At 44.8% G+C, this 26388-nt stretch carries 26 protein-coding genes; 13 read left to right on the forward strand and 13 right to left on the reverse strand.

Features of this window, described 5'->3' with window-relative positions; all coding sequences use genetic code 11:
• A partial coding sequence (locus tag LZG72_RS20965; protein WP_233876784.1) for an aminoacetone oxidase family FAD-binding enzyme occupies positions 1–1062 on the reverse strand: 1062 nt, incomplete at its 3' end.
• A gap of 95 nt (positions 1063–1157) precedes the next feature.
• Here LZG72_RS20965 and LZG72_RS20970 point away from each other — a divergent pair.
• The 6 genes from LZG72_RS20970 to LZG72_RS20995 are packed head-to-tail and all read left to right on the forward strand — an operon-like array spanning position 1158 to position 6554.
• Positions 1158–2210, forward strand: coding sequence for a saccharopine dehydrogenase family protein (locus LZG72_RS20970; RefSeq protein WP_233876786.1), 1053 nt, complete (start codon positions 1158–1160; stop codon positions 2208–2210).
• Positions 2211–2223: 13 nt separating this feature from the next.
• Positions 2224–3762 (forward strand): aldehyde dehydrogenase family protein, encoded by a 1539-nt coding sequence (locus LZG72_RS20975; RefSeq protein ID WP_233876788.1) that lies wholly within the window; start codon positions 2224–2226, stop codon positions 3760–3762.
• 57 nt (positions 3763–3819) lie between these two features.
• A complete protein-coding gene (locus LZG72_RS20980) occupies positions 3820–4086 on the forward strand; it encodes a PqqD family protein (protein WP_233876790.1) in 267 nt (88 codons plus the stop codon).
• A 12-nt stretch (positions 4087–4098) separates the two neighbouring features.
• Positions 4099–4530 carry a lasso peptide biosynthesis B2 protein gene (locus tag LZG72_RS20985; protein WP_233876792.1) on the forward strand — a complete coding sequence of 144 codons (432 nt, stop codon included), beginning with the start codon at positions 4099–4101 and terminating at the stop codon, positions 4528–4530.
• 16 nt (positions 4531–4546) lie between these two features.
• Positions 4547–5473, forward strand: a complete 927-nt coding sequence (locus LZG72_RS20990; protein ID WP_233876793.1) for a serine kinase — start codon at positions 4547–4549, stop codon at positions 5471–5473.
• A complete protein-coding gene (locus LZG72_RS20995; RefSeq protein WP_233876795.1) occupies positions 5466–6554 on the forward strand; it encodes a nucleotidyltransferase family protein in 1089 nt (362 codons plus the stop codon). The genes LZG72_RS20990 and LZG72_RS20995 overlap by 8 nt, the downstream gene beginning before the upstream one ends.
• On the opposite strand, the gene LZG72_RS21000 is transcribed toward LZG72_RS20995, so the two are convergent.
• The 3 genes from LZG72_RS21000 to rsfS all read right to left on the reverse strand — a co-directional run bounded on the left by LZG72_RS21000 (position 6551) and on the right by rsfS (position 10104).
• The gene (locus LZG72_RS21000; protein ID WP_233876797.1) at positions 6551–7498 is read right to left on the reverse strand and encodes an aldose 1-epimerase; all 948 of its coding nucleotides are present in this window, start codon (positions 7496–7498) and stop codon (positions 6551–6553) included. The two genes, LZG72_RS20995 and LZG72_RS21000, sit on opposite strands and share 4 nt — an antisense overlap.
• Positions 7499–7588: 90 nt before the next feature.
• Positions 7589–9646 carry an ATP-dependent zinc metalloprotease FtsH gene (gene ftsH, locus LZG72_RS21005; RefSeq protein ID WP_233876799.1) on the reverse strand — a complete coding sequence of 686 codons (2058 nt, stop codon included), beginning with the start codon at positions 9644–9646 and terminating at the stop codon, positions 7589–7591.
• Between the two features lie 74 nt (positions 9647–9720).
• Positions 9721–10104 carry a ribosome silencing factor gene (gene rsfS / locus LZG72_RS21010; protein ID WP_233876801.1) on the reverse strand — a complete coding sequence of 128 codons (384 nt, stop codon included), beginning with the start codon at positions 10102–10104 and terminating at the stop codon, positions 9721–9723.
• A gap of 43 nt (positions 10105–10147) precedes the next feature.
• Between rsfS and LZG72_RS21015 the strand changes: the two genes are divergently transcribed.
• Positions 10148–10915: a biotin--[acetyl-CoA-carboxylase] ligase gene (locus tag LZG72_RS21015; RefSeq protein WP_233876803.1), complete on the forward strand. Its 768-nt coding sequence runs from the start codon at positions 10148–10150 to the stop codon at positions 10913–10915.
• Here the strand turns inward: LZG72_RS21015 and LZG72_RS21020 are convergent.
• The 3 genes from LZG72_RS21020 to LZG72_RS21030 form a co-directional block, all read right to left on the reverse strand.
• A complete protein-coding gene (locus LZG72_RS21020; protein ID WP_233876805.1) occupies positions 10907–11248 on the reverse strand; it encodes a transmembrane 220 family protein in 342 nt (113 codons plus the stop codon). The two genes, LZG72_RS21015 and LZG72_RS21020, sit on opposite strands and share 9 nt — an antisense overlap.
• A gap of 79 nt (positions 11249–11327) precedes the next feature.
• A complete protein-coding gene (locus LZG72_RS21025; RefSeq protein ID WP_233876807.1) occupies positions 11328–12029 on the reverse strand; it encodes a tetratricopeptide repeat protein in 702 nt (233 codons plus the stop codon).
• Positions 12030–12035: 6 nt separating this feature from the next.
• Positions 12036–12290, reverse strand: coding sequence for a hypothetical protein (locus LZG72_RS21030; protein WP_233876809.1), 255 nt, complete (start codon positions 12288–12290; stop codon positions 12036–12038).
• 21 nt (positions 12291–12311) lie between these two features.
• On the opposite strand from LZG72_RS21030, the gene fsa reads away from it, so the two are divergent.
• Complete coding sequence (gene fsa / locus LZG72_RS21035) at positions 12312–12968, forward strand: fructose-6-phosphate aldolase (protein WP_233876811.1); 657 nt, start codon at positions 12312–12314, stop codon at positions 12966–12968.
• Between the two features lie 24 nt (positions 12969–12992).
• On the forward strand, positions 12993–13676 hold the full coding sequence (locus LZG72_RS21040; protein WP_233876813.1) for a cell division ATP-binding protein FtsE: 684 nt from the start codon (positions 12993–12995) through the stop codon (positions 13674–13676).
• 74 nt (positions 13677–13750) lie between these two features.
• On the opposite strand, the gene LZG72_RS21045 is transcribed toward LZG72_RS21040, so the two are convergent.
• Both LZG72_RS21045 and kdsB read right to left on the reverse strand, forming a co-directional pair.
• Positions 13751–15316 (reverse strand): bifunctional response regulator/alkaline phosphatase family protein, encoded by a 1566-nt coding sequence (locus tag LZG72_RS21045; protein WP_233876815.1) that lies wholly within the window; start codon positions 15314–15316, stop codon positions 13751–13753.
• A 163-nt stretch (positions 15317–15479) separates the two neighbouring features.
• Positions 15480–16217, reverse strand: coding sequence for a 3-deoxy-manno-octulosonate cytidylyltransferase (gene kdsB, locus LZG72_RS21050; RefSeq protein ID WP_233876817.1), 738 nt, complete (start codon positions 16215–16217; stop codon positions 15480–15482).
• Between the two features lie 55 nt (positions 16218–16272).
• Between kdsB and LZG72_RS21055 the strand changes: the two genes are divergently transcribed.
• The 4 genes from LZG72_RS21055 to LZG72_RS21070 are packed head-to-tail and all read left to right on the forward strand — an operon-like array spanning position 16273 to position 19099.
• Positions 16273–17061, forward strand: a complete 789-nt coding sequence (locus tag LZG72_RS21055) for a DUF4905 domain-containing protein (protein ID WP_233876819.1) — start codon at positions 16273–16275, stop codon at positions 17059–17061.
• Between the two features lie 3 nt (positions 17062–17064).
• Positions 17065–18069, forward strand: coding sequence for a LysM peptidoglycan-binding domain-containing protein (locus LZG72_RS21060; protein ID WP_233876821.1), 1005 nt, complete (start codon positions 17065–17067; stop codon positions 18067–18069).
• Between the two features lie 18 nt (positions 18070–18087).
• On the forward strand, positions 18088–18300 hold the full coding sequence (locus tag LZG72_RS21065) for a hypothetical protein (RefSeq protein ID WP_233876823.1): 213 nt from the start codon (positions 18088–18090) through the stop codon (positions 18298–18300).
• Complete coding sequence (locus tag LZG72_RS21070; protein ID WP_233876825.1) at positions 18287–19099, forward strand: TIGR02757 family protein; 813 nt, start codon at positions 18287–18289, stop codon at positions 19097–19099. The genes LZG72_RS21065 and LZG72_RS21070 overlap by 14 nt, the downstream gene beginning before the upstream one ends.
• A 113-nt stretch (positions 19100–19212) precedes the next feature.
• Here LZG72_RS21070 and LZG72_RS21075 read toward each other — a convergent pair whose 3' ends face one another.
• From LZG72_RS21075 to LZG72_RS21090, 4 genes are all read right to left on the reverse strand, one after another.
• Positions 19213–22629, reverse strand: a complete 3417-nt coding sequence (locus LZG72_RS21075) for a ThuA domain-containing protein (protein WP_233876827.1) — start codon at positions 22627–22629, stop codon at positions 19213–19215.
• Between the two features lie 81 nt (positions 22630–22710).
• A complete protein-coding gene (locus tag LZG72_RS21080; protein WP_233876829.1) occupies positions 22711–23763 on the reverse strand; it encodes a sugar phosphate isomerase/epimerase in 1053 nt (350 codons plus the stop codon).
• Between the two features lie 218 nt (positions 23764–23981).
• The gene (locus LZG72_RS21085; protein WP_233876831.1) at positions 23982–25127 is read right to left on the reverse strand and encodes a Gfo/Idh/MocA family protein; all 1146 of its coding nucleotides are present in this window, start codon (positions 25125–25127) and stop codon (positions 23982–23984) included.
• Between the two features lie 35 nt (positions 25128–25162).
• Positions 25163–26290 (reverse strand): Gfo/Idh/MocA family protein, encoded by a 1128-nt coding sequence (locus tag LZG72_RS21090; protein WP_233876996.1) that lies wholly within the window; start codon positions 26288–26290, stop codon positions 25163–25165.
• Positions 26291–26388 lie beyond the last annotated feature (98 nt).

Genomic DNA, 26388 nt, shown 5'->3' on the forward strand with positions numbered 1-26388 from the left:
GGTTACAAATTCTTCTTTGAATGTGGTTTTCCCATTTACCTCAAACTGGCTATTTGTCAAAAGTTCGGTAAGCCGGTTCAACACTTTGTTGGAAGCATCGGCCCATCGCAAAATTTCCGGGATCTCCGCTTTTTCTGTAAAGACTTTCCATAACCTTAATGGAATATTAAACCTGGAATGCGAGCTGATCTGCTGCTTTGGCGTTTTCACCTTTTCCTGCATAAAAAACTCCCTGACCTGCTGTTCATTCATTTCGGGAAGCCAGTTGATTTTACAAACAAACTGATAATCCTTTTCCGCCAGGTCACGCGCAGCCCACGCGGAAAGTTTTAAAACAGCCGGACCACTAAATCCCCAATGCGTCACAAGTAATGGACCACGCCACTCGTGTTTTGTCCCCCCAATTTTGACCAACGTATCCTGAACGGAAACTCCCGCCAGAGGTAAGAGGTAATTATCAGGTGTATTAAATGTAAAAAGAGAAGGTAACGGCGTGATGATCTCGTGCCGATGTTCCTGAATCCAGTCGAAACTATCTTGTCTCGGATAACCTCCGGTCGCAATCAGTAACCGGTCTGCGATGATGGTTTCTTCATTATATAGTTTTAAAACAAAACCTTCCTCCATTCGCGAAAATGACTGAACGCCTACACTGGTGCGTATTTCAATGTTGAGTTGACGGGCGGTCCTGAGCAGACATTCGATAATGGTATGTGATGAATCCGTAACAGGGAACATGCGCCCATCCGCCTCGGTTTTGAGTTTTACACCTCTTTTTTCAAACCAGGATACAGTCGCAAACGCATCGAAAACCGGTAGCTGTCTCCGCAGCATTTTTTCACCTCTCGGGTAATTTTTAATGAAAAAACGAAGATCGGACGGATTGTGGGTGACATTGCATCTCCCGCCGCCCGAAATGCGGACTTTGTTTAAAACCGTTCTGTTCTTCTCTAAAATGGCAATGTTAGCTTCCGGAAAAGTCTCGGCCGCGGTGATCGCAGCCATAAATCCCGAAGCCCCGCCACCTACAATCACAATCTGCATAGCCTGTTCTTTGATCATACAAAAATGAAATGTAAGTTTTAAAAACTGCAATTTCTTTTCATATCTTTCAAAATCACTTCGAATAATTTAATTAAAACCTCACATAACTATACATGCAAAAGATTCTCGTTATTGGGTTGGGTAAAGTAGGCTCACTGGTAGGCATTTTGCTCTGTAAGCGGTTTGAAGTGACCGGTATCGATAAATCCCAGCCAGCCATTTTGGTCCCTTTTCCAGTTGTTACGGGAGACGTTAGCGACACTGCGTTTCTGGACAAGATCTTCGTTGGCTTTGAGGCGGTTGTCTCCTGTATGCCATATAATCTTAATTTGCCAATCGCGCAAAAGGCATTTCAAACGGGTATCCATTATTTTGATCTCACCGAAGATGTCGGTACTACGGCTGCAATCCGGGAAATGGCCGAGAATAGTCGCAGTGTCTTCGCCCCTCAATGCGGACTTGCACCCGGATTCATCGGTATTGTAGGAATGGAGCTGGCCAGACGTTTTACGAAGTTGCGCGACATTGAATTACGTGTAGGTGCATTGCCGCGGTATCCAAATGGATTAATGGGGTATTCGTTCACCTGGTCGCCGGCCGGGGTGGTAAATGAGTACATAAACGATGCCGAGGTGATCCACAATGGGGTGAAGAAAATGGTGCCGTCACTTGAAGGCATTGAAATGATCAATATCGAAGGTCAGGAATTTGAGGCATTCAGTACCTCCGGCGGACTTGGTACTTTGTGTGAAACGCTGGAAGGAAGGCTGGATACCCTCAATTACAAGACGATACGGTATCCCGGACATTGCAGTCTGATGCGTTTTCTGCTTTATGAACTATGCCTCAAAGACAAGCGGGAACTGATCGAAAAGATACTTACAGAAGCCAAACCACCCGTGCAGCAGGACGTTGTGTATGTGTATGCGGTGGTCGAAGGCTGGAAAGAAAACCGCCTCGAGCGGGAAGAGTTTTACCGGGCCTATCATCCGATCGAAATTGACGGGCAGCACTGGCGGGCCATTTCCTGGACCACAGCTGCTTCCATTGCCTCCGTTGTCGAGATGGTGGCGGATGGGTTGTTACCTGACCAAGGTTTTATTAAACAGGAAGACATTGTGCTGAGAGATTTCCTTGCAACGTCAAACGGACAGTATTTCAATTAAACCATCGACTAATATGATCGATATTGGAGAGGTATTAAAACAGCTGGGCATTGCGCAGATCAACAACGGTGTGAGTACCGGCATTAAAAACTGGTATGGTGACGGAGATGTGCTGGCTTCGTTTTCGCCGGTAGATGGCCGGAAGATTGCAGAGGTTAATCAAGCCGAACAGGCTGATTACGATAAGGTTGTCGAAAAGTCACTTCAGGCATTCAAAGTATGGCGAATGGTACCGGCTCCCAAACGCGGGGAAATTGTCAGGCAAATGGGGGAGCAGCTGAGGAAACATAAACAGGCGCTGAGTACCCTTGTAAGTTATGAAATGGGCAAAAGCTTGCAGGAAGGACTGGGAGAGGTTCAGGAAATGATCGATATCTGTGATTTTGCTGTCGGAATATCGCGCCAGTTATACGGTTTGAGCATGCACAGCGAGCGTTTCCAGCATCGTATGTATGAACAATGGCATCCGCTCGGCGTTGTAGGCATTATTTCCGCATTTAATTTTCCGGTGGCTGTCTGGTCCTGGAATGCAATGCTGGCGTGGGTGTGCGGCGATGTGTGTGTATGGAAACCGTCGGAGAAGACCCCGTTAACTGCCATTGCTTGTCAGGAAATTATCAAAACAGTCTTAAAGGAAAATAATGTCCCCGAGGGAGTTTCTTCCATTGTGGTTGGGGGAAAAGAAGTGGGTGCGTGGCTCGCGAGTGATACCCGAATTGCACTCGTGTCGGCGACAGGAAGTACTCCAATGGGCAGGTCGGTCGGAGAGGTTGTGGCGGGGAGACTGGGCAAAAGCTTGCTGGAACTAGGTGGTAACAACGCAATTATAGTAACACCGTCAGCAGATCTGAGCATTGCGATCCCCGGCATTGTGTTCGGAGCAGTGGGTACGGCGGGCCAAAGATGCACGTCTACCAGAAGGTTGATCGTCCAGGCCGGTATTTATGAGGAAGTAAAAAACAGACTTACTAAAGCCTATTCACAATTAAGAATCGGGAATCCGCTGGACGCAAACATTCATGTTGGACCATTAATTGACAAAAGAGCGGTGGCTCAATATCAGGCTTCCGTTGAAAAAATAAGAGCTGCCGGTGGAAAATTCATTGTGGAGCCTGCGGTACTGGCTGGTCAGGGATATGAGTCGGGCTGCTATGTAGTACCATGCATTGCCGAGGTAGAGAACAGTTACCCGGTCGTTCAGCACGAGACCTTCGCGCCCATTTTGTATTTAATCAAATATGAAACATTGGAGGAGGCGATTAACATTCAGAATGATGTACCTCAGGGACTGTCGTCGGCCATTTTTACGTTGAATATCAGAGAATCGGAACAATTTCTGTCGCAAGCCGGATCAGATTGCGGCATCGCCAATGTGAACATTGGTACCTCCGGAGCTGAGATCGGCGGTGCATTCGGCGGAGAAAAGGAGACGGGTGGAGGGCGCGAATCTGGGTCAGACGCTTGGAAAGCATATATGCGCCGTCAGACAAATACCATTAATTATGGTGCAACGTTGCCGCTTGCGCAGGGAATAAAGTTTGAGATTGAGTGACATAAATTTTTAACTTTGTAGAGGGAGCACACATTATCATTCCTTTCTACTATTAATATGAAATATCAATTAACCTCAAATCAGATTTCGTCAAAAGTAGCTGGCGAAACCGTTATCTTAAATCATAACAAAGGTGCTTACTACGGATTGGACGAAGTGGGTGTAGTAATTTGGGATGCACTGGAACAAGGTCCGCAGACAATCGATTCACTTTGTGAAGCTGTGACTAATGCATATGAAGTGGATTCGGATACCTGCAAAGCGGATATTGACCATTTAATGAACGATTTGATTTCGGAAAAACTGGTGGAAATAATCAAATAGGATTTGGGACGATTGGGAAGGCTGATAGGCAAATGGCAAAAGCTGCCAACTTCCGGGAAACTGATTTTCCTGAAAGCATCTGCTTGCTTACTCCTCATTAAAACCGGACTGACTATTTTACCTTTCTCTTTTTTTAGAAAAGCATTTCACTGGTTTACCAGTACCCGATCTTCAAAAGAGTTTTCGGCGATAGAAATTAACCGGATCGTTTGGGCAGTGGACACTGCCGCCAATCTGCTTCCATTTGAACTGCTTTGCCTTCCACGCGCGCTTGCAACCAAATACCTGCTGCGGGAGGCACCGGAACTGACACTCGAAATTGGTATCGAAATTAATCCAGCGAAACAATTTGAGGCACATGCCTGGGTCGAGCGAAACGGGAATATAATCATCGGGGACTGGCCCAAAACAATTTCCTACCAAAGGATTTGGGTCTGGGAATAACTTTCAACTAACACACATGCATGCTTACAAAGCCTTCGGCTTAAATATTTCCTCCGAAATTCCATTGCCCGAGCTAATCGAAGGTGATCCGGCTGGAAATGTAGACCTTATTATTAAAATAGGCGATTTTAACCTTCCTAAATTAAGAAAGACCCAAATTTATAGGCGAGGTATACGTGCGGACTTTGGGCAGGATTTAAGTGGTAATCTTTATCTTACCTGGGAGCATTTAGCGGCTTTCCAGGCTTCTGAGGGCAATGTGCTCACAGTTTTACCTTATACCCAGGATCCCAATTTATTGAGTCTTTTCACCGTTAGTGAAGCTATGGGACTTATTTTGTTTCAAAAGGGTTACTTTCTATTGCACGCCAGTTCCGTTCTTGTCGGCGATGAAGCCTGGTGTTTCATGGGCAGTCCTGGTGCAGGCAAGTCCACTACCGCTGCTGCGTTTATTAAAGCCGGTTGTAAGTTATTAAGCGATGATCTGACAGCCATTGATTTCAATTCCAGTAATGTACCTTATATTATCCCCGCGTATCCGCAGCTGAAAATTTGGGATAAAACGGTGAATGGTCTCGAGTATGATAAAACAGATCTTCAACCTGTAAGTGAAGGTGTTAATAAATTTTCGTATCAGCCCAAACAAGGATTTCCATCAGAGCCGGTCAGGTTAGGGAAAATTATTTTCCTGCATAAAGCGAGAAATAAAAAAAGCTCACAGCCATTAAATGCGGTTGAAATACCGACCGAACTTCTTAAAAACTTTCCATTACCCGTTATTCTTTTATCTGGCGATGCCTTGAAAATACATTTTTTACAAAGTTTCAAATGCGCAAAATCGGCGGATATCATACAGAAAAGAAGACCCGAAGGATTTGATAAGCTGGCAAGTTGGGTTGAAGAAAGTGTGTCAATTTTTGTTAACAGCGAAATGAATGTTTGAAACTGTTTCGCCTGAATTAACCTCGTTGATCACGGCATGTCTCGACCTGCCAAAGCCCGCATCAACAGACAAATTGAATGCAGTCAAACTGCAGAAAATGCTTAAATGGCACCGCATCAGGCCTCAGTATCTTTCTTACGCGCACACAAACCAGTTGACTTTTCCCGGCCAGGATTTGCTTGCCAGGGAATCTCAGGAAATTGCGATTATCAATTTATTTCTCTCGAAAGAAGTTTTACGGATTTCTAATGCATTCCAGAATAACAACATACTTTGTTATGCGTACAAAGGAATTCTCTGGGCTCAGTGGTTATATGGAAATTTTGGAAACCGTGAGGCCGGAGATATTGATCTGCTGGTCGCGCCGTCGGACTTTGATCGGGCACTGAACATCCTGAGATCCGACTGTGGATATGCACCAGATGCATATCGTATCTTTTTGTTGAATAATGAAGACACCCGCCGCTCTTTCTTCGCGACGGACTATCACGTATTATTGGGTAGGGAGCAGGATTCAACTACAGTGGAATTGCATTGGCAGGTCGCTTACCCGCGACTCGATTTCAAGCTTCCACCAGGAGAATGGGCTAAATATAGGCAGCGTTATTCTATCCTGAGAGAAGATTTGAATGGTTTTATAAATGAGTACCAACTTTTACTACTACTCGTTCATCACGGTGGCAAGGAGAAATGGAGCAGTCTGAAATACATTGCGGACTTCGCTGCCTACATGAACAGGTACGGACACGTTACCGATTGGGGCAAGGTATTTAAACTAGCGAAAGACAAAGGGATCTGCACACTTCTGACCTGGAGTCTCGGTATACTGAAAGGTCTTGGCATGGAATGGAAAAAGGAATGGCCCGAAAATATCCATGCCGAAGATATCGGGCCATTCTTGAAGAATTGGGAGACCATGCCGAAGCAGCCGTCCAATTCCACATTACCTTATCTGAAACAAAGCCTCGCTGTTCATGATGGATTGGCAAATAAAGCAAGTGTTGCCATTCAGCATCTTAAGTACCTGTCCCACTGGAAACTGATCATGCACAAGGCTCGCTGGTATCGGAACAATGCCTAGGTAAGCCGAACCGTTATTCGCCCGGTAATATGCGTTCCGGGAGCCAGAATATTGAGACCGTCGCCAGAATTGAAAGAATCCACATTTGCGGTAAGAGGCTCAATGGCAACGCAATCCCGTGCCGGAGGCGTATATACCACCAGGTGATTGAATTTTCCTTCACCTGTTTCTTGTATGATCTGAACCGTCACTTTCTGATTTTCAGAAATCAGTTCCGTCACGGCATCGATTCCGGGCTGGTCTATAATGAAACAGTTGTCAAATGCTTTCCGGTAAAGTAGAGTGGGTTTTTCCAGGTAAAACGGTTCTCTGCCAATAGGAATCTGATTATTGTCAAATGCCACAATTTCATTGGATGGAATGCTGATTTTCCAGGCATCTGCCTGTTCATCACCGATCTGGAAATAGGGATGCCAGCCAAACATAACCGGACAATTTTCAGAGCCGGTATTTTTTGCTTCGTAGTTTAATGTAAATCTGCCATCTTCATGCAGGCTGTAAAGCACTGAGAAATGTACTTGAAATGGGTATCCATCCACATTTTCCAATGTAAAGGAAAGCTTTATGGAAGCATGGTCTGCGTGAACCAACTGCTCTTCGAGGCGAAATGCCTTTTTACGCACCAATCCGTGGATCGCATTTAAGTTACCGGTTTCATTTTTCTCCAGTTGGTATTCTTTACCGTAGAATTTATATTTTCCGTCAGGTATGCGGCTTGCAAATGGAAAAAGCAATTCGCTGGCACTCCTTGAATCTTCAACCAGCAAATGCGGTGTAGGAGGTGTTTTTAGAATGGAAAAAAGAGTAAGATGCTTTCGTAGTGAGAGTTGCCGCACGATTCCTCCAAGCTCAGGGATGATAACACATCTGTTCCCACTTACCGTTTCCTGGATTACAAATTCGGTTAGTTCTCCAAATTGTTGTTTAAATATTTCAAAGGCCATATTACGGAGGTTAGATATAGGATACTGAGGCAAAAATAATAGCCGGGCAAATTATTTGTCCGGCTATCTGTATTTATTTGAAAAATAGGTCTATTCGTTCGAAGCTTCTTTTTCCGCCTCAGCCATTTCCTCCTCTTTACGATCTTTCTCCAAGGTTTGTTTTACCAATTCCTCATGGATCGCAGCTTCCTCGTTTGAACGACGGTTAATGTAGGCCTGATAGCTCGTTTCCTTTTCATATGGACGCTTTCCAATCAGTTTCTCAAGATCGCTTTGGAACAAAATTTCTTTTTCTAAAAGCTCTTTTGCCAGCACTTCCAGCTTGTCGCGTTTTTCGAACAACAAGTTTTTTACGAATTGATAAGCCTGATCGATCAGTTTTCTTACTTCTTCATCAATCGCCTGAGAAGTCGATTCTGAGTATGGTTTGGTAAATGCGTAGTCACTTTGTTTTGAATCATAGTACGAGATGTTTCCAATTCGTTCATTCATTCCGTACATGGTAACCATGCTATATGCTACTTTAGTCACTCTTTCAAGATCACTCAATGCACCTGTGGAGATCTTGCCAAATACAACATCTTCCGCCGCACGACCACCAAGTGTCATACACATTTCGTCAAACAGCTGTTCCGTACGATACAAATACTGTTCTCTTGGAAGATACTGCGCGTAACCTAATGCAGCAACTCCGCGAGGTACGATCGATACTTTCACCAAGGGATCAGCATGTTCGAGGAACCAGCCTGCCACTGCGTGACCGGCCTCGTGATACGCAACGATTTGTTTTTCTTCCGGTGAAATCAGCTTGTTTTTCTTCTCCAAACCACCAATTACGCGGTCCATTGCATCCTGGAAATCCTGCATGGTAACTTCATCGCGGTTACGACGTGCAGCAATCAAAGCCGCCTCGTTACAAACATTCGCAATTTCAGCACCTGCAAAACCGGGAGTCTGTGACGATAGTTTTTGGATATTAACATCGGTGGCAAGTTTCAACGGTTTCAAATGAACTTTGAAAATTGCTTCACGACCAATTACATCTGGTTTATCAACCGAAATCTGGCGATCGAAACGGCCTGGACGAAGCAATGCCGGATCCAGTACGTCGGGACGGTTGGTTGCTGCTACGATAATGATACCTGAATCGGTAGCAAAACCATCCATTTCAACGAGTAATGAGTTCAATGTGTTCTCGCGTTCATCGTTTGAACCAGGCATTGCGCCTCGTCCACGCGAACGACCAACCGCATCGATCTCATCGATAAAAATGATACAAGGTGCTTTTTCCTTCGCTTGTTTGAAAAGGTCACGAACACGTGCCGCACCCACACCCACGAACATTTCCACAAAATCGGAACCTGAAAGTGAGAAGAAAGGTACGCCAGCTTCACCCGCAACAGCTTTTGCAAGCAATGTTTTACCAGTTCCCGGAGGTCCTACAAGCAAAGCACCTTTCGGGATTTTCGCGCCGAGTTTTTTGAATTTGTCAGGACTTTGAAGGTATTCGACAATCTCTTTAATTTCTTCTTTTGCTTCGTCCAGTCCGGCTACATCGTTGAATGTGATCTTTACTTTGTTTTCCGCATCGAATAATGTAGCACGTGAGCGGCCAATGTTAAATATCTGCCCACCTGGTCCAACACCTCCGGACATTCTGCCCAGAATGAAGTACATAACGAGGATCATCACAATGAAAAAACCCCAGGTTCCGAGGAAGCTGGTCCAATCGTTTCTCGTATCGACTACAAAAGGAACTTTGTCATCGTCAGGTATTTTCTCCTGAATTTTATCAAAATCCTTTTTGAACGTTTCAGCGGAAGTAACCTGGAACTGATAATGTGACGCAGTTTCTCCGCCGAAATAGTTATTTTCTTTCGCTACAACTTTGTATTTATCAAGCTTTAAAGCTTCTGGTTTTAAAGTAACCTCAACCGACTTATCATTTACGATCGTCACCCTTTCAACTTCTTTGTCAGCCATCATTTTTTCGAAACGCTTCTGAGTTGTTTCGCGGATTGTTGATGTTCTGTTTAAGTAAGTTATTCCGAGTATAGTGGCAATCAGAGCGGCTATAATCCAGCCCTGATATCCTTTTTGGGGACTTTTAGGACTGAGAGGCCCTCTTTTGTTATCGTTTTCAGACATTCTGTGTTTTTAATTAAGAGGAAATATACTAAACAACAATACCGGTCAGGTTAGTGTTCACCTGTACCGGCCATTCATACCACGGAATCTTCCAGGTATGTTACCTCTGCATCTCCCCAAAGTTCTTCCAGATCATAATGCTTGCGGCGTTCTTTATTGAAAATATGAACTACAACATCCACATAATCAATCAAAATCCATTCTCCGTTCGCCTTACCTTCTTTTTGCCAGGGCTCGGTTTTGGACAATTTATAAACCTCGTCTTCAACCGAATTTGCCAAAGCATCGATCTGCGTGTCGGAATTACCCGAGCATATTACAAAAAAATCAGTGATTGAATTTTTTACTTTTCTGAGGTCGAGTATTGCTATATCCTGGCCCTTCTTTTCTGTCATTCCTTTAACCACCAGCTCGGAGAGATCTTTTGAGGATAGTTCTTTATTTTTGCGTTCTTTCATGCGAAGTTAATTCCTTTCTAAACCCTAAAGTAAAGCAAAAAAATTGTACAACTCTATACAGGATACCCTAATTATTGGTAAAAAAGTTGTCTATCTGCCATCTTGTCACTCTACAAACGACATAGCGGCTGAAATAGTGCACGCTGGATTGTTCGCAGAAGGAACTGTTGTCATTACCGACAATCAGATTAAAGGAAGAGGTCAGCGAGGATCTGAATGGCACGCAAATCCAGGAGAAAATTTGACCTTTTCGGTCATTTTAAGTCCGCATTTTTTACCAATTCAACATCAGTTCCTGATCAGCCAAATTACGGCACTGGCGGTAAGATCCTTTGTAAGTAACTATATCGATGGTGTGAAAGTAAAATGGCCGAACGATGTTTTGGTAAACGGGAAGAAAATATGTGGGATATTGATCGAAAACTCAATTCTTGGGATGAAACTTACCAACTCGATTATTGGTATTGGGGTAAATATCAATCAGTTAGAATTCGAAAATGGGCGTGCTACCTCACTGGCGCAGGAAACCGAAAGTCAGTACATCCTTGCGGAAGAATTCCAAAAACTAGCCAGGATAATTGAGGCGTACTATCTGAAATTGAGAACCACTTCCCATGATCACGACATTAAATTGGAATATTTACAGCACTTACACGGCTATGATCAGGAGGTAAAAGTCTCTTTCAAGGGACAATATCAGAATGCGCAGGTGATCGACGTGACCGAACAAGGGAGGTTGCGTGTCAAACTGTCATCGCAACCGGATATTTTGGAATTAGGGTTAAAGGAAATAGAGTGGGTATTAGACTGATTCTTGTCCCCACTTACCCAATACGATCATAACAACGGCACAAATCCCCAGGCCGAGTGACTCTCTCGCCAGTTCGATATTCAGGCTCCGCATCGCTGTTTCTCCAAAGAAAATCCCTTCAAATTCCGGCGGCCATTGTAAAATAGCTGCGACAATGTAACCCGCTGCCAATGCATAGAATACCCAACTCGGCCAAAGCTCTCGGATGCTCATGAAACAAGCTAGCGCAGCGAAACTGTAAACGCCGATCCAGATTCCCGAATCAGGGTCATTTAACTGCAGATATGCAAAAATGACAAAAACGATCCCAAAAAATATCTTCAATAGTCTCATAACACTCGTATTTAAACTGGATACTACGATAAGCGTTTACAGGATCTATATTAACTATCCTGCGACACGAATTTAATTCTTATTTGCAAAATCCGGCCAATGCCGAAGCTGCATCCTGGTAACCAAGGTTCAGCGATTGTTTGAGGTTTGTGCAGCCCAGCTCCTTATCACCATCATTCCACTGAGCGAGCCCAAGGCCATAAAACGCCTTTCCGTTCTGTGCATCAAGTTTGACCGTCTCCCGGAATGCCAACGTCGCCTTGTTATATTCTTTCAGCCTGTAGTACGTATTTCCAAGATTATACCAGGCCAGCTTGTTGTCACGATCCAGTTTCGTCGCCGTTTCGAAATCCGCAATTGCGTCCGGCATCTTTTCCATTAAGACCAAAACCTGGCCACGGTTAAGGAAAATATCGGCTGTGTCGGGAGCGAGTGACGCCGACTTGTTATAATCAGCAAATGCAGAATCCAGCCGGTTTTCGTCTTTGTATAACAATGCGCGGTTAAAGTATGGACGATAGGAATCCGGTTGGAGCCTGATAGCCTGCGCAAAGTCCAGCAGCGCATTTGGAAACTCTTTCAATTCGTAATAAGCTACGCCCCGGAGGTTGAAAGCGTCTGCATTGTTCGTGTTTTTTTCAATTGCCTTATTTATAAAATCGATGGCTTCCCGGGTCCTGCCTTCCCGCATTAGCTCCTTTCCTTTTTGCAGAAAAGCATCCGAAGATTGGGAGCAGGATTGAAGTATTAATAATAAAAATAGAAAAAATAAACGGGGCATACTGGTTCATTTCGAGTTGATTCGCACAAAAGTAAGGCGAAACATGAAATCAAAGTTTTCTTTTTGTGAATAAAATGTCTTTATCTTTGCACCCGGCAAATCGGAACTACCAGCTCCTTCCGAATCCCCCAGGTCCTGACGGAAGCAAGGGTAGGTGGTCGATGCGGTGAGATTCTCGGTTTGCCTTTTTTTGTTTCCTTCCGTTTGTATTCTTCTCTTTCTTTTTGCTTTTGACCAGGGTTTCCTACTTTTGTGGGACATTCTAACCAATACATTTTCGATATGAAATTTTTTATTGATACTGCGAATCTGCAGGAAATTCAGGAAGCTCACGCGCTGGGTATTTTAGATGGTGTTACTACCAATCCATCGTTAATGGCTAAGGAAGGAATTACGGGCAAGGACAATATCATGCGGCACTATAAGTCCATTTGCGATATCGTGGATGGGGATGTGAGTGCAGAAGTAATATCGATCGATCTGGAAGGAATGATCCGCGAGGGTGAAGAATTGGTTGAGATTGATGATAAGATCGTTGTGAAAATCCCGATGATCAAGGAAGGTGTAAAAGCTTTGAAATATTTTTCAAGAAAAGGGATCCGGACCAACTGTACGCTGATTTTCTCAGCTGGCCAGGCCTTATTGGCGGCTAAGGCAGGAGCAACATACGTTTCTCCGTTTATCGGACGTCTGGATGACATTTCAACAGACGGAATCGGGCTGATCGAGCAAATCCTTACCATTTACAGAAACTATGGCTACGACACGCAGGTGCTAGCGGCATCAGTTCGTCACCCAATGCATATTATTCAATGCGCAGAAGTAGGTGCCGATGTGATGACAGGCCCATTGAGCGCCATGGAAGCCTTATTGAAACATCCGCTTACTGATATTGGTCTGGAAAAGTTTCTGGCTGATTACAAAAAAGGGAATTCCTAAGATTAGCGTTATTCATTGAAATCTATGACTGATACTGAGTCAGCGGAACCTATCATTGTTCTGGAAAGGGCGGACATCTATCAGGGTGACCGCCCTGTTTTGAATGATGTACATTTTGAGATCAAAAAAGGAGATTTCGTTTTCCTGATCGGTCGGACCGGGAGCGGAAAAAGTTCTCTTTTGAAAACGCTTTATGCGGATTTGTGGCTTCATACCGGTTCGGCAAAAGTCGCTGGTTATGAATTACATAACATCAAGAGAGTTGATATACCCTTTTTGAGACGCAGGATTGGCATTGTTTTCCAGGATTTTCAGTTACTTTCCGACCGGACTGTTGAGGATAATCTTTCGTTCGTGCTGCGTGCGACGGGCTGGGAGCAGCAGGCTAAAATTTCAAAACGCATTGCGGAGGTTTTAATGCAGGTGGGGCTGGGTACAGCTCAGAAAAGAATGCCGCACCAGCTTTCCGGTGGCGAGCAGCAGCGTGTAGTAATCGCCCGCGCAATGCTCAACGAGCCTGCGATCCTGATCGCGGATGAACCAACGGGTAATCTCGATCCCGAAGTCGGAGATCAGATTATGCAGGTTTTTAAAACCATTAACAATGCAGGTACCGCCATTTTAATGGCGACCCACAATCACGATTTTCTTAAAAGATTCCCTGCCCGTGTGTTGAAATGCGAGAATGGCAGTGTTACGATTACTTAGAAGTTATAAAGTATAAAAACGAAGAAAGCGCAGCCTAAACTGCGCTTTCTTCGTTTTTATACCATTTGGTCAGACTATTTTGCCTTCATATCAATCACCGGGATGATCATTTCTTCGAGCGAGACGCCTCCGTGCTGGAAAGTGTCACGGTACAAATTGACATACTGATTATAATTGTTGGGATAAGCAAAGAAATAATCCTCTTTCGTGAACACATAAGATGTGGATACGTGCGGTTTCGGCAGGAAGATCCGCTCTGGTTTTCTGCAGACCATCAGGTGGTTATCATCAAATCCCAGGTTCTTGCCATGTTTATAACGAAGGTTGGTGTTTGTTTCGCGGTAGCCAATAATTTTGACCGGTTTTTGAACACGGATCATACCATGGTCGGTAGTAAGAATCAAGCGGCATTTCTTTTCCGCGATCTTCCGGATAAAATCCAGTAATGGTGAATGCTGAAACCAGGACTTGGTAATGGAGCGGTAAGCTGCTTCGTCTGGCGCCAGTTCCTTGATCATTTGCACGTCGGTTCTCGCATGAGACAACATATCCACAAAGTTGTAGACAATCACATTCAGCTGATTGTTCAGCATGTTATTGAAATTATCGCTCAATGCTTTTCCCTGATTTGTATTCAGGATTTTGTTGTAAGAGAACTTGATATTGAAATGGTTCATCTCCAACTGCTTTTGAAGAAAGTCGGCCTCGTGGTTATTCAAACCTTCTTCACCTTCGGGAGTATTTTCGTCACTTACCCACCATTGCGGATGCTTACGCTCCATCTCACTCGGCATAAGTCCTGAAAAGATCGCATTTCTGGCATACCCGGTTGTGGTTGGAAGGATTGAATAATAAGAGGATTCTTCCTCGATGTTGAAATACTCCTGCATAATCGGCTGGATCATTTTCCATTGATCGTACCGGAAATTATCAATCAAAAGGAAGAAAACAGGCTCATCCGATCCTTTAAGATGTGGAAACACCTTTTGTTTCATTAATTGATGCGAGAGTACCGGTTTGTCTGATCGTGGATCATTCAGCCAGTCCTCATATTCTTCTTCAATGAACTTGCAGAAGTTGGCATTTGCCTCACTTTTCTGCATGCTGAATACTTCCGCCATTCCCTGGTCTTCCGAACTTTCCAATTCCAATTCCCAGTATATCAATTTTTTATATATGTCAGCCCATTCTTCATGCCCGATCCGGTCCTGATATTGCATGGCCAGACTACGGAATTCCTGCTGATAGCTTAATGTAGTTTTTTCAGTAACCAGACGCTTGTTGTCGAGGATCTTTTTAACAGAAAGTAAAATCTGGTTTGGGTTAAGTGGTTTAATGAGGTAATCATCTATTTTGGAGCCAATTGCATCTTCCATAATATGCTCCTCCTCACTTTTGGTAATCATCACGACCGGCAGGTTAGGCTGCTGTTGTTTGATCTGAGCGAGGGTTTCCAATCCTGTCATCCCAGGCATCATTTCATCCAGAAAAACGATGTCAAAACGGTCATTTTCAATACGATCGAGGGCATCGGCGCCGGAGTTTACCGGGGTGACGTTATACCCTTTATTCGTCAGAAACATGATGTGTGGTTTAAGGAGATCTATTTCGTCATCGGCCCAAAGGATGTTATATTGCATATGCGTGGTTTTTCATTAAAAATTAAGTAAATCAATGTAAGGGTAACGCGTCAAAGAAGTCGTGCGGTATAAAAAACACGGTTTTAACGTTTTTTAATAAATATACGAGCAACTGATATACGTTGCGTTTTGATCTAAAAAATTTATACCATTCCCAAGCTGGTCAAAGAAACTTTTTGGTCACGCGGGCAAGGTCGTCAGGCGTATCGACGCCATGGGAGTCGTCGGAGGTGACTACTGCTTTGATCGAATATCCGTTTTCAAGCCACCGAAGCTGTTCCAGTGCCTCTGCTTTTTCAAGCGAAGAAACAGGCAGTTTTGTAATCTCGGAAAGAACATCGGAACGATAGGCGTAAATACCAATGTGTTTATAAAACGTGTGTGCGTGCAGCCACTGATCCTTATCGGAATTGCGGATATAGGGAATCGTCTGACGGCTGAAATACATTACCTCATTTTTTTTGTTCAAAACCGCTTTTGGTACGTTTGGGCTGAACAATATTTCGTCGTTGTCGATGACTTTGACGAGTGTGGCGAGTTCAGTCTCGCCATCGAGCACCGCTGCCAGCTGATTAATCGGTTCAGGATTTATAAAGGGCTCATCTCCCTGAATGTTAATCACATAATCGTATAGGCCTTCTGTTTTTGTCAGCGCTTCATAACACCTGTCTGTTCCACTATGATGATCTTGCGATGTCATGACCACATTTCCTCCGAAGCTCAGCACATGTTCGAAAATTCTTTCATCATCCGTTGCAACTATGACGTTATCTAGTTGTGTAGATTTGACAGATTGCTCGAATACCCGCCTGATCATACTTTTGCCTCCAATGTCTGCGAGCGCTTTTGCTGGAAAACGGGTTGAGGCATAACGGGCCGGAATAATTCCTAAGATTCGCACGAGGTTGTTGTTTGTATGAATTCGTTAAATTTCGCTTCAAAATAAAGTTAAAAAATTGCAAAATCATTTTTCATATCGGTTTTCCCAGAATATCTGGCGGATACTTCCCGACTCTGATGGGGGGAACAACTTGTGGGTCATTGAATTACGGGATGCCACCGAAAAGAAGGTGTCTTTTGCCGTCATTGACATCGCCAAGGAGGAACTCGTGTGGGAGGGCGCGCCGGACGGTACTGACTGGTGGAGTTCACTTACTGCATTTTCAAACCAACTAATCTACCTGCACAATTACCGCTTTCCTGAGATCCCGGAACCCACTGATCTGATCGCTTTTTCCGGAAGATCTGGAGACATGCTTTGGGAACTTCCAAATCATGTATTGGTGAGTGTGTTGGATAATGAAACCATCGAAATTGCCCAAAAGCAGGGCGACCGTTTTATAAAGAAGTTCGTTAATGCGGCTACAGGGGAGTTACTGCCTGCTTTTGAAAAGCCTGCGGCGGATACAAATGAGATACTTTTAGTTGAGCCGGTTCGTTACAGGAAGGGGAACGATTACTTCGAAAAACTGCAAGCATTCATTAAAGAACGGACGAATGGGCATATTGCTAGCGGTATCGATTATCTGGAGAGGAGACCCTATGTAATCTTTTCTTACTATATTTACGAACAAGATAAAACAGTGCAATACCTCCTCATAGTGACCGATCAGAACCAGTTGGTTTTACACGAAAAGCTTTCGGACGAACGTGATGGAATGGGACGCTCCACAATGATTTTGAAGGCGTCGACGCTGGTCTATCTTAAAAATAATAATGAGTTTTCGAGTTTAACGCTTTCATAATAAATGAGATATGTTTTTTGCCTGGCCCTTTTGGCAGGATTGTTGTCACAAGAAGTAAGTGCCCGGGCCGGGAGATTTAATGCCATCGATTCAGTAGGAGTCGAGCGAGTCGGCGGTAAAGTATTTGTCATACATAAAGTAAATCAGGGTCAAACCATGTTTGCGGTTGTAAGGCAATATGGCACGACCATTCAGGCATTGAGGGAAGCAAATCCTGGAATGAGCGATCAAATACAGTCCGGACAAACTATCCGGGTCCCGTATGCTGCGCCGCTTTCAAAGAAGGAGTTAAGAAAAGAAGAAAAGAAAGAGGAAAAAAGGGAGGCGCAAAAAGCCGAAGCAAAAGAAGTTAAACCAGTAGTTGAAACTCCTGCCGCAACCGTACCTGCTCCCTCACCTACCACTACTGCCCCCGTTGCGGGAGCAGCCATTGCAGCTCCTGCTAATGGTATCCATAAAGTAGAGCCCGGTCAAACACTTTATCGCGTCGCGGTTAAATATGGCGTGTTAATGGCCGATCTCAGGAAATGGAACAATCTTACAGATGACAATCTGACTGAGGGACGGGAATTGATCGTCAGTGAAAAAGGGATGGAAAAGCCAGCAACTCCGGTAACGCCGCCCGCTCCGAAAGTAACCACAACAGTCGTCAAAGATTCGGTAAAAGCGAAAGCTGTTGTTCCTGAAAAAGTAATGAAGCCGGTTGAGGAGGTGGTGGCACCCAAGGTGGTTAAAGGCAAGAGGAAATCAGAATCCGGCTTGGCGGAAGTTATTGAAACGGACGAAAGCACCAGCAAATTTCTCGGACTACACCGCACTGCCCCGGTTGGTGCACTGGTGGAGGTGTTGAATGAATATAATCAGGAAAAAATCATCGTCCGCATTATCGGAAGAATTCCGGATACGAGCGTCAACGACGACATTGTCATCAAGTTATCCTCACGGGCTTTTGAAAAAGTTTCTCCAAATAGTAAACGATTCAGAGCGGTAGTCAGTTATCTGGAGTAAATCAACAGACATCAGCAAATGAAACATTCACCAGAATTTCGCTCCAAACGTGAAGAGGAGCGGGAAGCACTAAAAAACACTACTGGTTACAAACTTTGGAGTGTGATGTTTACCCTGCTTTACCCTTTCATAGCCATTTTCACATTTGCGTTTTCAGGCATTGTAATGGTTTTTTCTGGTATTTCAAGAGTATTGGCTTACCTGTTTGGAGGTCTCGATGCCAAGCGTTGATTTAGAAATTACACCGGTTTCCACTTACATCACCGACTTGCTGGAAGAGAAAGCAGAGCAATACAATAAGCCTGATTTCATTCCCTTCGATCCCATCAGCATTCCCCATCGTTTCTCGATAAAGCAGGACATGGAGATCATGGGTTTCTGGGCAGCAGTGCTCGCCTGGGGACAGCGAAAAACCATCATTAACAAATGCCTGGAACTGGCTGCATTAATGGATAATGCACCTTATGATTTCGTTTTGAATCACGAAGAAAGCGATTTGAAACCATTCCTTAGTTTCAAACACCGGACATTCAACACTACGGATACACTCTATTTTCTGCACTTTTTTCAGCAATATTATCGTCAGCACGACTCGCTGGAATTTGCATTCAGCAGCCATCTTCAACCCGGAGATCAGACGGTTGAAAGTGCATTAACAGGATTTCACGACATATTTAGTGATTCGGAGCATTTTCCTTCCCGCACGAGAAAGCATATTGCCACACCAAAAAGAAAGTCTTCCTGCAAGCGTCTGAATATGTTTCTCAGATGGATGGTACGGAAAGATGACAAAGGAGTGGACTTCGGCATTTGGAACACGATAAAACCTTCGCAGCTGGTGTGTCCGTGCGACGTCCATGTAGACCGCGTCGCCCGCCTTCTGGGCCTGATAAAACGACCGGTTACCGATTGGCAAACCGCCGTTGAACTCACCGCATCCCTCAAACTTATTGACCCTGCCGATCCTGTTAAATACGACTTTGCATTGTTTGGGTTAGGTATCGAGGGATTTGCGAAATCTACGATTTGAGTTAAATACGATAAAAGCAACGGTAGTTTTAATTAGATAGTAGAGGACTAGTAAAAAGCGAAAACGGGGACTTCGATCGAGGTCCCCGTTTTTGCTTTTACTGCTTTGAAATCTTATAGAACCGCCCCATTAAACTGGATCCAGTCAACCGAAAATAATGGCTTAGATCCTGCATCCGTATTCTTGAATACAAAAATCAGTTTATGCAGACGATTATCCGCAACCTTTACCGGGACATTCACTGTTCCTGCATTTGAGACTTTCGCTTCTCCGACTTTCACTCCTGTTGGGGAATCAAGACGGGCTTCCAGGATACCACCTGCAGTTACGCCTTCTCTGAAACCAGCTGCAACTTCAATGGAACTGATGCCTGTCAGGTCAATGTCCTCAAAAGTGATATAGCCGCCGTTTTTAGTGCCAAGTACAATTTCAGAGCCGTTAGGCAGTTTGAACTTCGCGACATCTTTCCCCTCGTCGTACGTATTCGCATTGATTTTTGCAGGACGTAATGCGATTGTTTTTGAACCCGTAAGTGGCCCCATTGTGCCATTTCCTTTGTCGGTATAACTCGCTGTAAAAATGTACGAACCATCCTTTTTCTTGCTTTCTGGTACGTAAGAGCTCTTCAAAGGTTTCTTGTCAACCCCTTTTTCATTTGCCAGAGAAAGAATGAACTTCACCATTTCGCCAACTTCCTCGGGCTTGTGTTGCGGGTGGCCAGGCATCACTTGCTCACCCCAAACACCACCGCCACCTTTCAAGACTTTATCGGTCAGAGTAGCGAGCGAATTTCTTTCCTTAGCATATTTTTTAGCGACTTCCCGATAAGCTGGTCCGATCGATTTTTTATCGATTGAATGGCAAGCCTTGCAATCGCTCAACTCAATCATTCTTTTACCGGTTTCAAATCCGGTATTAGCCTGGTGACCTTGCGCCAATTGCGTTTTATCAAAACCTTCCAGATAATTGATCGTCAGCGTCACTTCATCCTCGGGAATTTTTTTGTTGGCCAGGCTTCCATCTTCTTTATCCGAGACAGAAACTTCGTAGTTCACAGGTTTATTGTCCCAATAAAACGTCTTATTGCCTTTTATAGCCACATTCACCTTTGGTACTGCATTGCCGACACGTACGATGACCTCCGATGTATTTGAGTTTCCGGCATTGTCGGTAACTTTCAAAATCGCTGAATATTCGCCTGGCTTTGTATAAGTAAAACTTGGGTTAGCTACCGTGCTTTTCGGCAATCCCTTTCCAAAATTCCATTCATATTTGATCGGATCTCCATCATGATCGATGGATCCTTTTGATGAAAAATCAACTTTTAACGGGGCAGCGCCGACTGTATTAGTTGCGGTCGCAGCGGCAACAGGAACGCGGTTGCCGGCATTGTAAGTAATGTGAGAAAGACTTGCCTCGTCGTTTTGAGCAAACCAGTTTGGCCCATATTCCAATGTGTACAAAGAACCGTCGACAGCAAACTGCATATCAATAGGGTGACTGAATTTCACTCCTGGCAAGAATCGCTCCATTTGCAGCAAATCGCCTTTCTCATTCATTGTCACGATGTTAATGTAATCACGGATCCAATCGTAGGCAAAGAATTTTCCATTATAGTAACCTGGAAACTTTACTTTACTATCCTGATAATCCCCAGCATAATACACCGGGCCGGCCATTGCGTTCCGTCCGCCTTTCCCTACGATCGCACCAAATTCCGGCGAATCGGCATAGGGGTAAAAGATGAATGCGGGGTTTGCCGGCGGCAACTCCTGCAAGCCGGTATTGTGCGGAGAATTGTTGATCGGCTTCGCGGCATCGAATGGACCGTGAGACGTACTGTCCGCAAAATTGAAGTCGATATAAGGTTTATTGTCGGCAATGAATAAGGGATATCCGAAGTAACCTGCTTTTCTCGCCTGGTTCACTTCATCATAACCCCTCGGTCCGCGTGTTGGGCTGTCGACGGAAGCATCCGGACCAACATCGCCCCAGTACAAATAGCCAGTATGCTGATCTACAGAAATGCGGTATGGATTTCGGGTGCCCATTACGTAAATCTCGGGTCGGGTTCGGCGGTCGTCACCGTTGGAATTGCCAGCAGGAAATAGGTTACCTTCCGGAATGTCGTAGAGGTTTGTTCCACCCGGCATATTGGCGCGTCGGTCTCCATACCGCGGCTTAATGCGAAGTACTTTTCCCCTCAACGAGTTTGTATTGGAAGATGTATGTTGTCCATCAAAACCTTCCCGGCCCGGACGTTCATCAATCGGTCCGTAACCATTTGATTGAAATGGATTTACGTCATCGCCGGTTGACAAATACAGGTTTCCTTTGGCATCCCACGCAATAGATCCGCCGGTGTGACAGCAATCGGTCCTTTTAACCGGTACGGTCAAAAACAATTCCTCAGTATCGAGAAGCAAGGTATCTTTTACATCATCATATTTGAAACGGGAGAGGTGTTGCGCAGTATCTGCGGCAGAAGAAGGCGGCGAATAATACAGGTATACCAGTTTGTTTGTTTTGAAGTTGGGATCAATATTCAATCCCATTAATCCGTATTCCTGTTTGGTATAAACCGGTACTTCGGCTACTACTTTTACTTTTCCTGTTTTAGGATTATACAATTTCAGTTTTCCTTTACGCTCTGCAAAAAGGACGCGCTGATCATCCAAAACGGCTAGTTCAGTAGGCTCATCCAGTTTTGTAGCAAGTACTTTTTTAGTAAAACGGTTTTCCTCCGGACGCGCTTTCGAATAGTCCAGCTTCGCGGCCATAACCCAGTTCAGACCGCCGGTTAAATGTTTGACGAATACGGGATTAACAAAGGTCGCGTCTTCATGTCCAAAGTTGGTGTAAAATGCTTTCCCGCCATCGTATTCATGGTACCACGACATGGGATGGTCGTCACCCATTTTTCCATCTTTATAGCTTTTCTCGTCAATCTTAACCAGTACCGTCACTTTCGGATTGAAGCTTTTGAAATCGTAAAACTCGTCTTTGATCGTCCATTTTTTTGGAAAATCAGTCATGGAAGGATGCTGATCATTAACCACATAAGCTTCGCCTTGCTGCACATTCGGATTGCCCGGGTGGCTCGCGAAGTAAGCACCGGAAAGCTTGTTGTACCAGGGCCACTCGTATTCCGTGTCAGTCGCGGCATGAATTCCCACATAACCGCCACCCGCCTGAATGTAACGTTCGAATGCATCCTGTTGCTTGTCGTTCAGAATGTCCCCGGTTGTATTGAGGAAAATGACGGCGCTGTATTTCAGGAGATTTTTTTCAGTAAAAACAGCGGCATTCTCCGTAGTATCAACTGCAAAACCTGTGTCTTTACCCAGCTTGATAATGGCAGTGCGACCAGCAGGAATGGACGAGTGCCTGAAACCCGCCGTTTTCGAAAATACCAGCACGCGTTTCTCAGGGGTGATAGTCTGTGCAAATGCGGCCAAACTGCAAAAAGCCATCATAATAACAGCTATTCCATTGGCTCTGAATGCATTTAGAAATGAAAATTTATTCATTACAATATTTATAAGTGGTTAAGCAAAAAACCTATCTTCCATAAGAAAGATAGGTTTTTAATATACTTGTTGATTTGACAATTACAGACCTAAAACTTTGCGGTTGAATGCCTCGTCAGCACCTGTGCCTGCAAAGTCGTCGAATGCTTTTGTTGTAACCTCAATAATATGTCCCTCGATATAAGGCGCACCTTCCGCTGCTCCCTGAACCGGCGATTTAATGCAGCATTCCCATTCGAGAACCGCCCAGCTGCCATAATCGTATTGTGACAGCTTCGAGAAAATTCCATTGAAATCCACCTGACCATCGCCCAAGGAACGGAAACGTCCCGCACGATCGGCCCAGCCTGCAAAACCACTGTACACACCTTGTTTTCCCGATGGATTAAACTCAGCGTCCTTGACGTGAAATGCTTTGATCCGGTCGTGATAGAGATCAATAAATTGCAGATAGTCAAGTTGTTGTAAAACAAAATGACTTGGATCGTAATTGATATTGGCGCGGGTGTGACCGTCCAGATAATCCACAAACATTTCAAATGTAGATCCGTCGAAAAGATCTTCGCCCGGGTGCAGCTCGTACGCCACATCCACGCCATTTTCATCGTAAACATCCAAAATCGGCTTCCATCTGGCAGCCAATTCTTTAAATGCGGTTTCAACCAGTCCGGCCGGACGTTGTGGCCAGGGATAAAGAAATGGCCACGCTAATGCGCCTGAGAATGTAGCACTCGCGCCCAAACCCAGTCTGCGGCTCGCCTGCGCCACATATTTCAAATGCTGCGTAGCCCATTCAGCGCGGGCTTTCGGATTGTTGCGAACTTCGGGAACTGCAAAACCATCGTACATTTCATCGTAAACCGGATGTGAAGCCACAAGCTGACCAATGATATGTGAGGCAAGTTCCGTGATCTCCAAACCTTTGTCAGCAAGCTTTCCTTTCAATTCGTCAGCGTAAGTCTGCGACTCGGCGCATTGCTTCACATCAATCACCCGCGGATCCCAGGTAGGAAGCTGCAAACCTTTGTAACCCAAAGCCGCCATATAATCGGCAATGGAATCAAGTGTATTAAACGGAGCTTCGTCACCAAGGAATTGGGCAAGAAAGATTCCGGGTCCTTTTATTGTTTTCATGTTTTTTTATGTTGAATGAGTGGCTTTGTGAGATGGTTTTTTGTGAAATGTGGAGTGTGGGATGTAAAATGTGAAGTGTGGGATGTGAAATGTGAAGTGTGAGATGTGAAATGTGAAATGTGAAATGTGAAATGTGTTTTTTACTTTTCACATCTCACATCTCACATCTTACATCTTACTTTTCACATCTCACATCTTACATCTCACAAAAAACAAATTCAAATCGTTACCCAGCCCTGCGACCTGTTACTTTCCAAAATCTTCTCACAAATCAATAACTCCCGGTACCCGTCTGCGAAAGTAGGGTAGGTCGGATTTTCTGGTTGTTTGCCTGCGGCGATCGCTGCGTATACTTCCTTGAACATTTGTTTTGAAGTATCCGGAAAACCTTCGTTGTGGCCGCCTGGGAAGGTGATCGTTGATCTAACATCTTCGTTTACCAGCGATGGGTCACGCAACAGAATTTCATTGCTTTTGTCGCGGTTCCCGATCCACATTTCGTTAGGCGACTCCGAAGTCCAGCTGAAAGTCTTTTTAGAACCCGAAATTTCCAGTGACATCCGGTTTTTACGTCCCGCCGAAACTTGTGAGACGGTAATTACACCTTTGCTGCCATTGTCGAAACGTAGCAAGACGTTTGCATGATCCTCCGTATTAATGGGGACATCGGCGTAATCTTCCGGCTGCAGCATTTTACCCGAATAGGTTTCCACAGCTTTAAGCGGCTTTTTGCGTGTTTTGTGAATGGTGTTAAAATCGGCCATTACCGCTACCGTTTTTAGTCCGGTAATGTATTCAAGAATATCCATTAAGTGAGACCCAATGTCTGCAATCGCGCGGGAATCGCCCGATTTGTCTGGTTCAAGACGCCAGTTATAATCCGTTTCGTAGAAAAGCCAGTCCTGCAAATAAGATCCGATAAATGAATAGATCTCACCCAGCTCTCCTTTTTCGCGCATGGATTTCATCTGGCGGGCCAGCGGATAGTACCGCAAGTTGAAGTGTACTGCATTCACCAATCCGGTTTGAGCAGCTAATGCAACCAGTTCTTCTGCTTCGGCCAGATCTTTTGCAAGAGGTTTTTCACAAATCACATGTTTGCCGGCAAGTAATGCAGCCTTCGACTGCGAATAATGCAGGAAATTCGGCGTACAAATATGGATTGACTGGATGTCGTCTTGTTTTAACAGTTCGTCGAAAGTGTAGGAGCGCGAGATACCGAGCGCGTCGGCTTTTTCCTTTGCCAGCTCAGCCGTTACTTCGCAAAGTGCGGCAACTTCTACATTAGGCAGGCGTCTCAGGGCCTCAATGTGTGCGGGTCCAATGAAACCGGTACCAACGACGCCAACTTTAATTTTGTTCATAAACGGGTATTGAATGATTAGGTGAAAAATTTACTTTATAAATCCGTCCACTTTGTTTCCGAATTATTTGAAGCAATGACGGCATTAATGAACTTCATCCCCCGCAAACCTTCCTGCGCAGATGGGTAATCATAAACCGGATCGGCATTCCGGCCTTCCCAGTAGGCACGCAAATGAATCGCAAAATTCCGGTAGAGATTCGCAAATGCCTCAAAATAACCTTCGGGATGTCCGGCTGGAATACGGGTGTGGACCTGCGCAGCCTTCGACAAATTGCCAACACCTGTGCGGATCACTCTCACTCCCTGATTTGTTTTGTGTATCAAGGTATTAGGCTCCATTTGTTTCCATTGCAGCCCGCCAGTTTCTCCATACACCCGGATATTCAGATCGTTTTCTTCTCCGTTGGCGATCTGGCTGTTCTGCAAAATTCCCTTCGCCCCATTGTTGAAACGAAGCAGCACGTTCGCGTCATCATCCAACAAACGCCCCTCGACAAAAATGGTGAGGTCGGCGCAAACCTGGGAGATTTTCAAGCCTGTGATGTACTCAGCGAGATTTTCGGCATGCGTACCAATGTCCCCCAAACCTCCGGCGGCACCGGATCTTTTTGGGTCCGTGCGCCATGCAGCCTGCTTGTTACCCGTTACTTCCACCAGCGTCGCCAGCCAGCCTTGCGGATATTCGACGATCACCTTCCTGATCTCGCCGATAGCACCTGACGCGATCATCTGCCGGGCTTCCTTCACCATGGGATAACCCGTGTAATTATGTGTCAGGCAAAACAGCAAACCGGTACTTTCGACCAATGCGGCAATTTCTTCTGCTTCTTCTATATTTAATGTGATTGGTTTATCACAAACAACATGAAACCCGTTTTCAAGGGCCAGTTTCGTCGGAGCGTGATGTACGTGGTTTGGGGTAACAATGGCAACAAAATCCATTCTTTCTCCCAGAGGCAATTGCTTTTCCTTCAAAATCATTTCCTCAAAGTCATTGTAAACCCTTTCTTCTGGGAGGTACAATGCTTTTCCTGTTTCTCTGGACTTGGCAGGATCGGAGCTGAATGCGCCGCAAACAAGTTCGATTTCTCCGTCCATGATCGCTGCACGACGGTGAACCCCTCCAATAAACGCATCGAGGGAGCCACCTACCATGCCCATTCTGATCTTTCTTGACATTCCAGTTGGTTTAAAGTTTTGAAAAGATTTTAGGTTAATAAGAGTAGTATAGATTACTCTTACTTCTTACAAATATAAAT

The sequence above is a fragment of the Dyadobacter sp. CY323 genome (assembly GCF_021390245.1).
Classification (GTDB): Bacteria; Bacteroidota; Bacteroidia; order Cytophagales; family Spirosomataceae; genus Dyadobacter.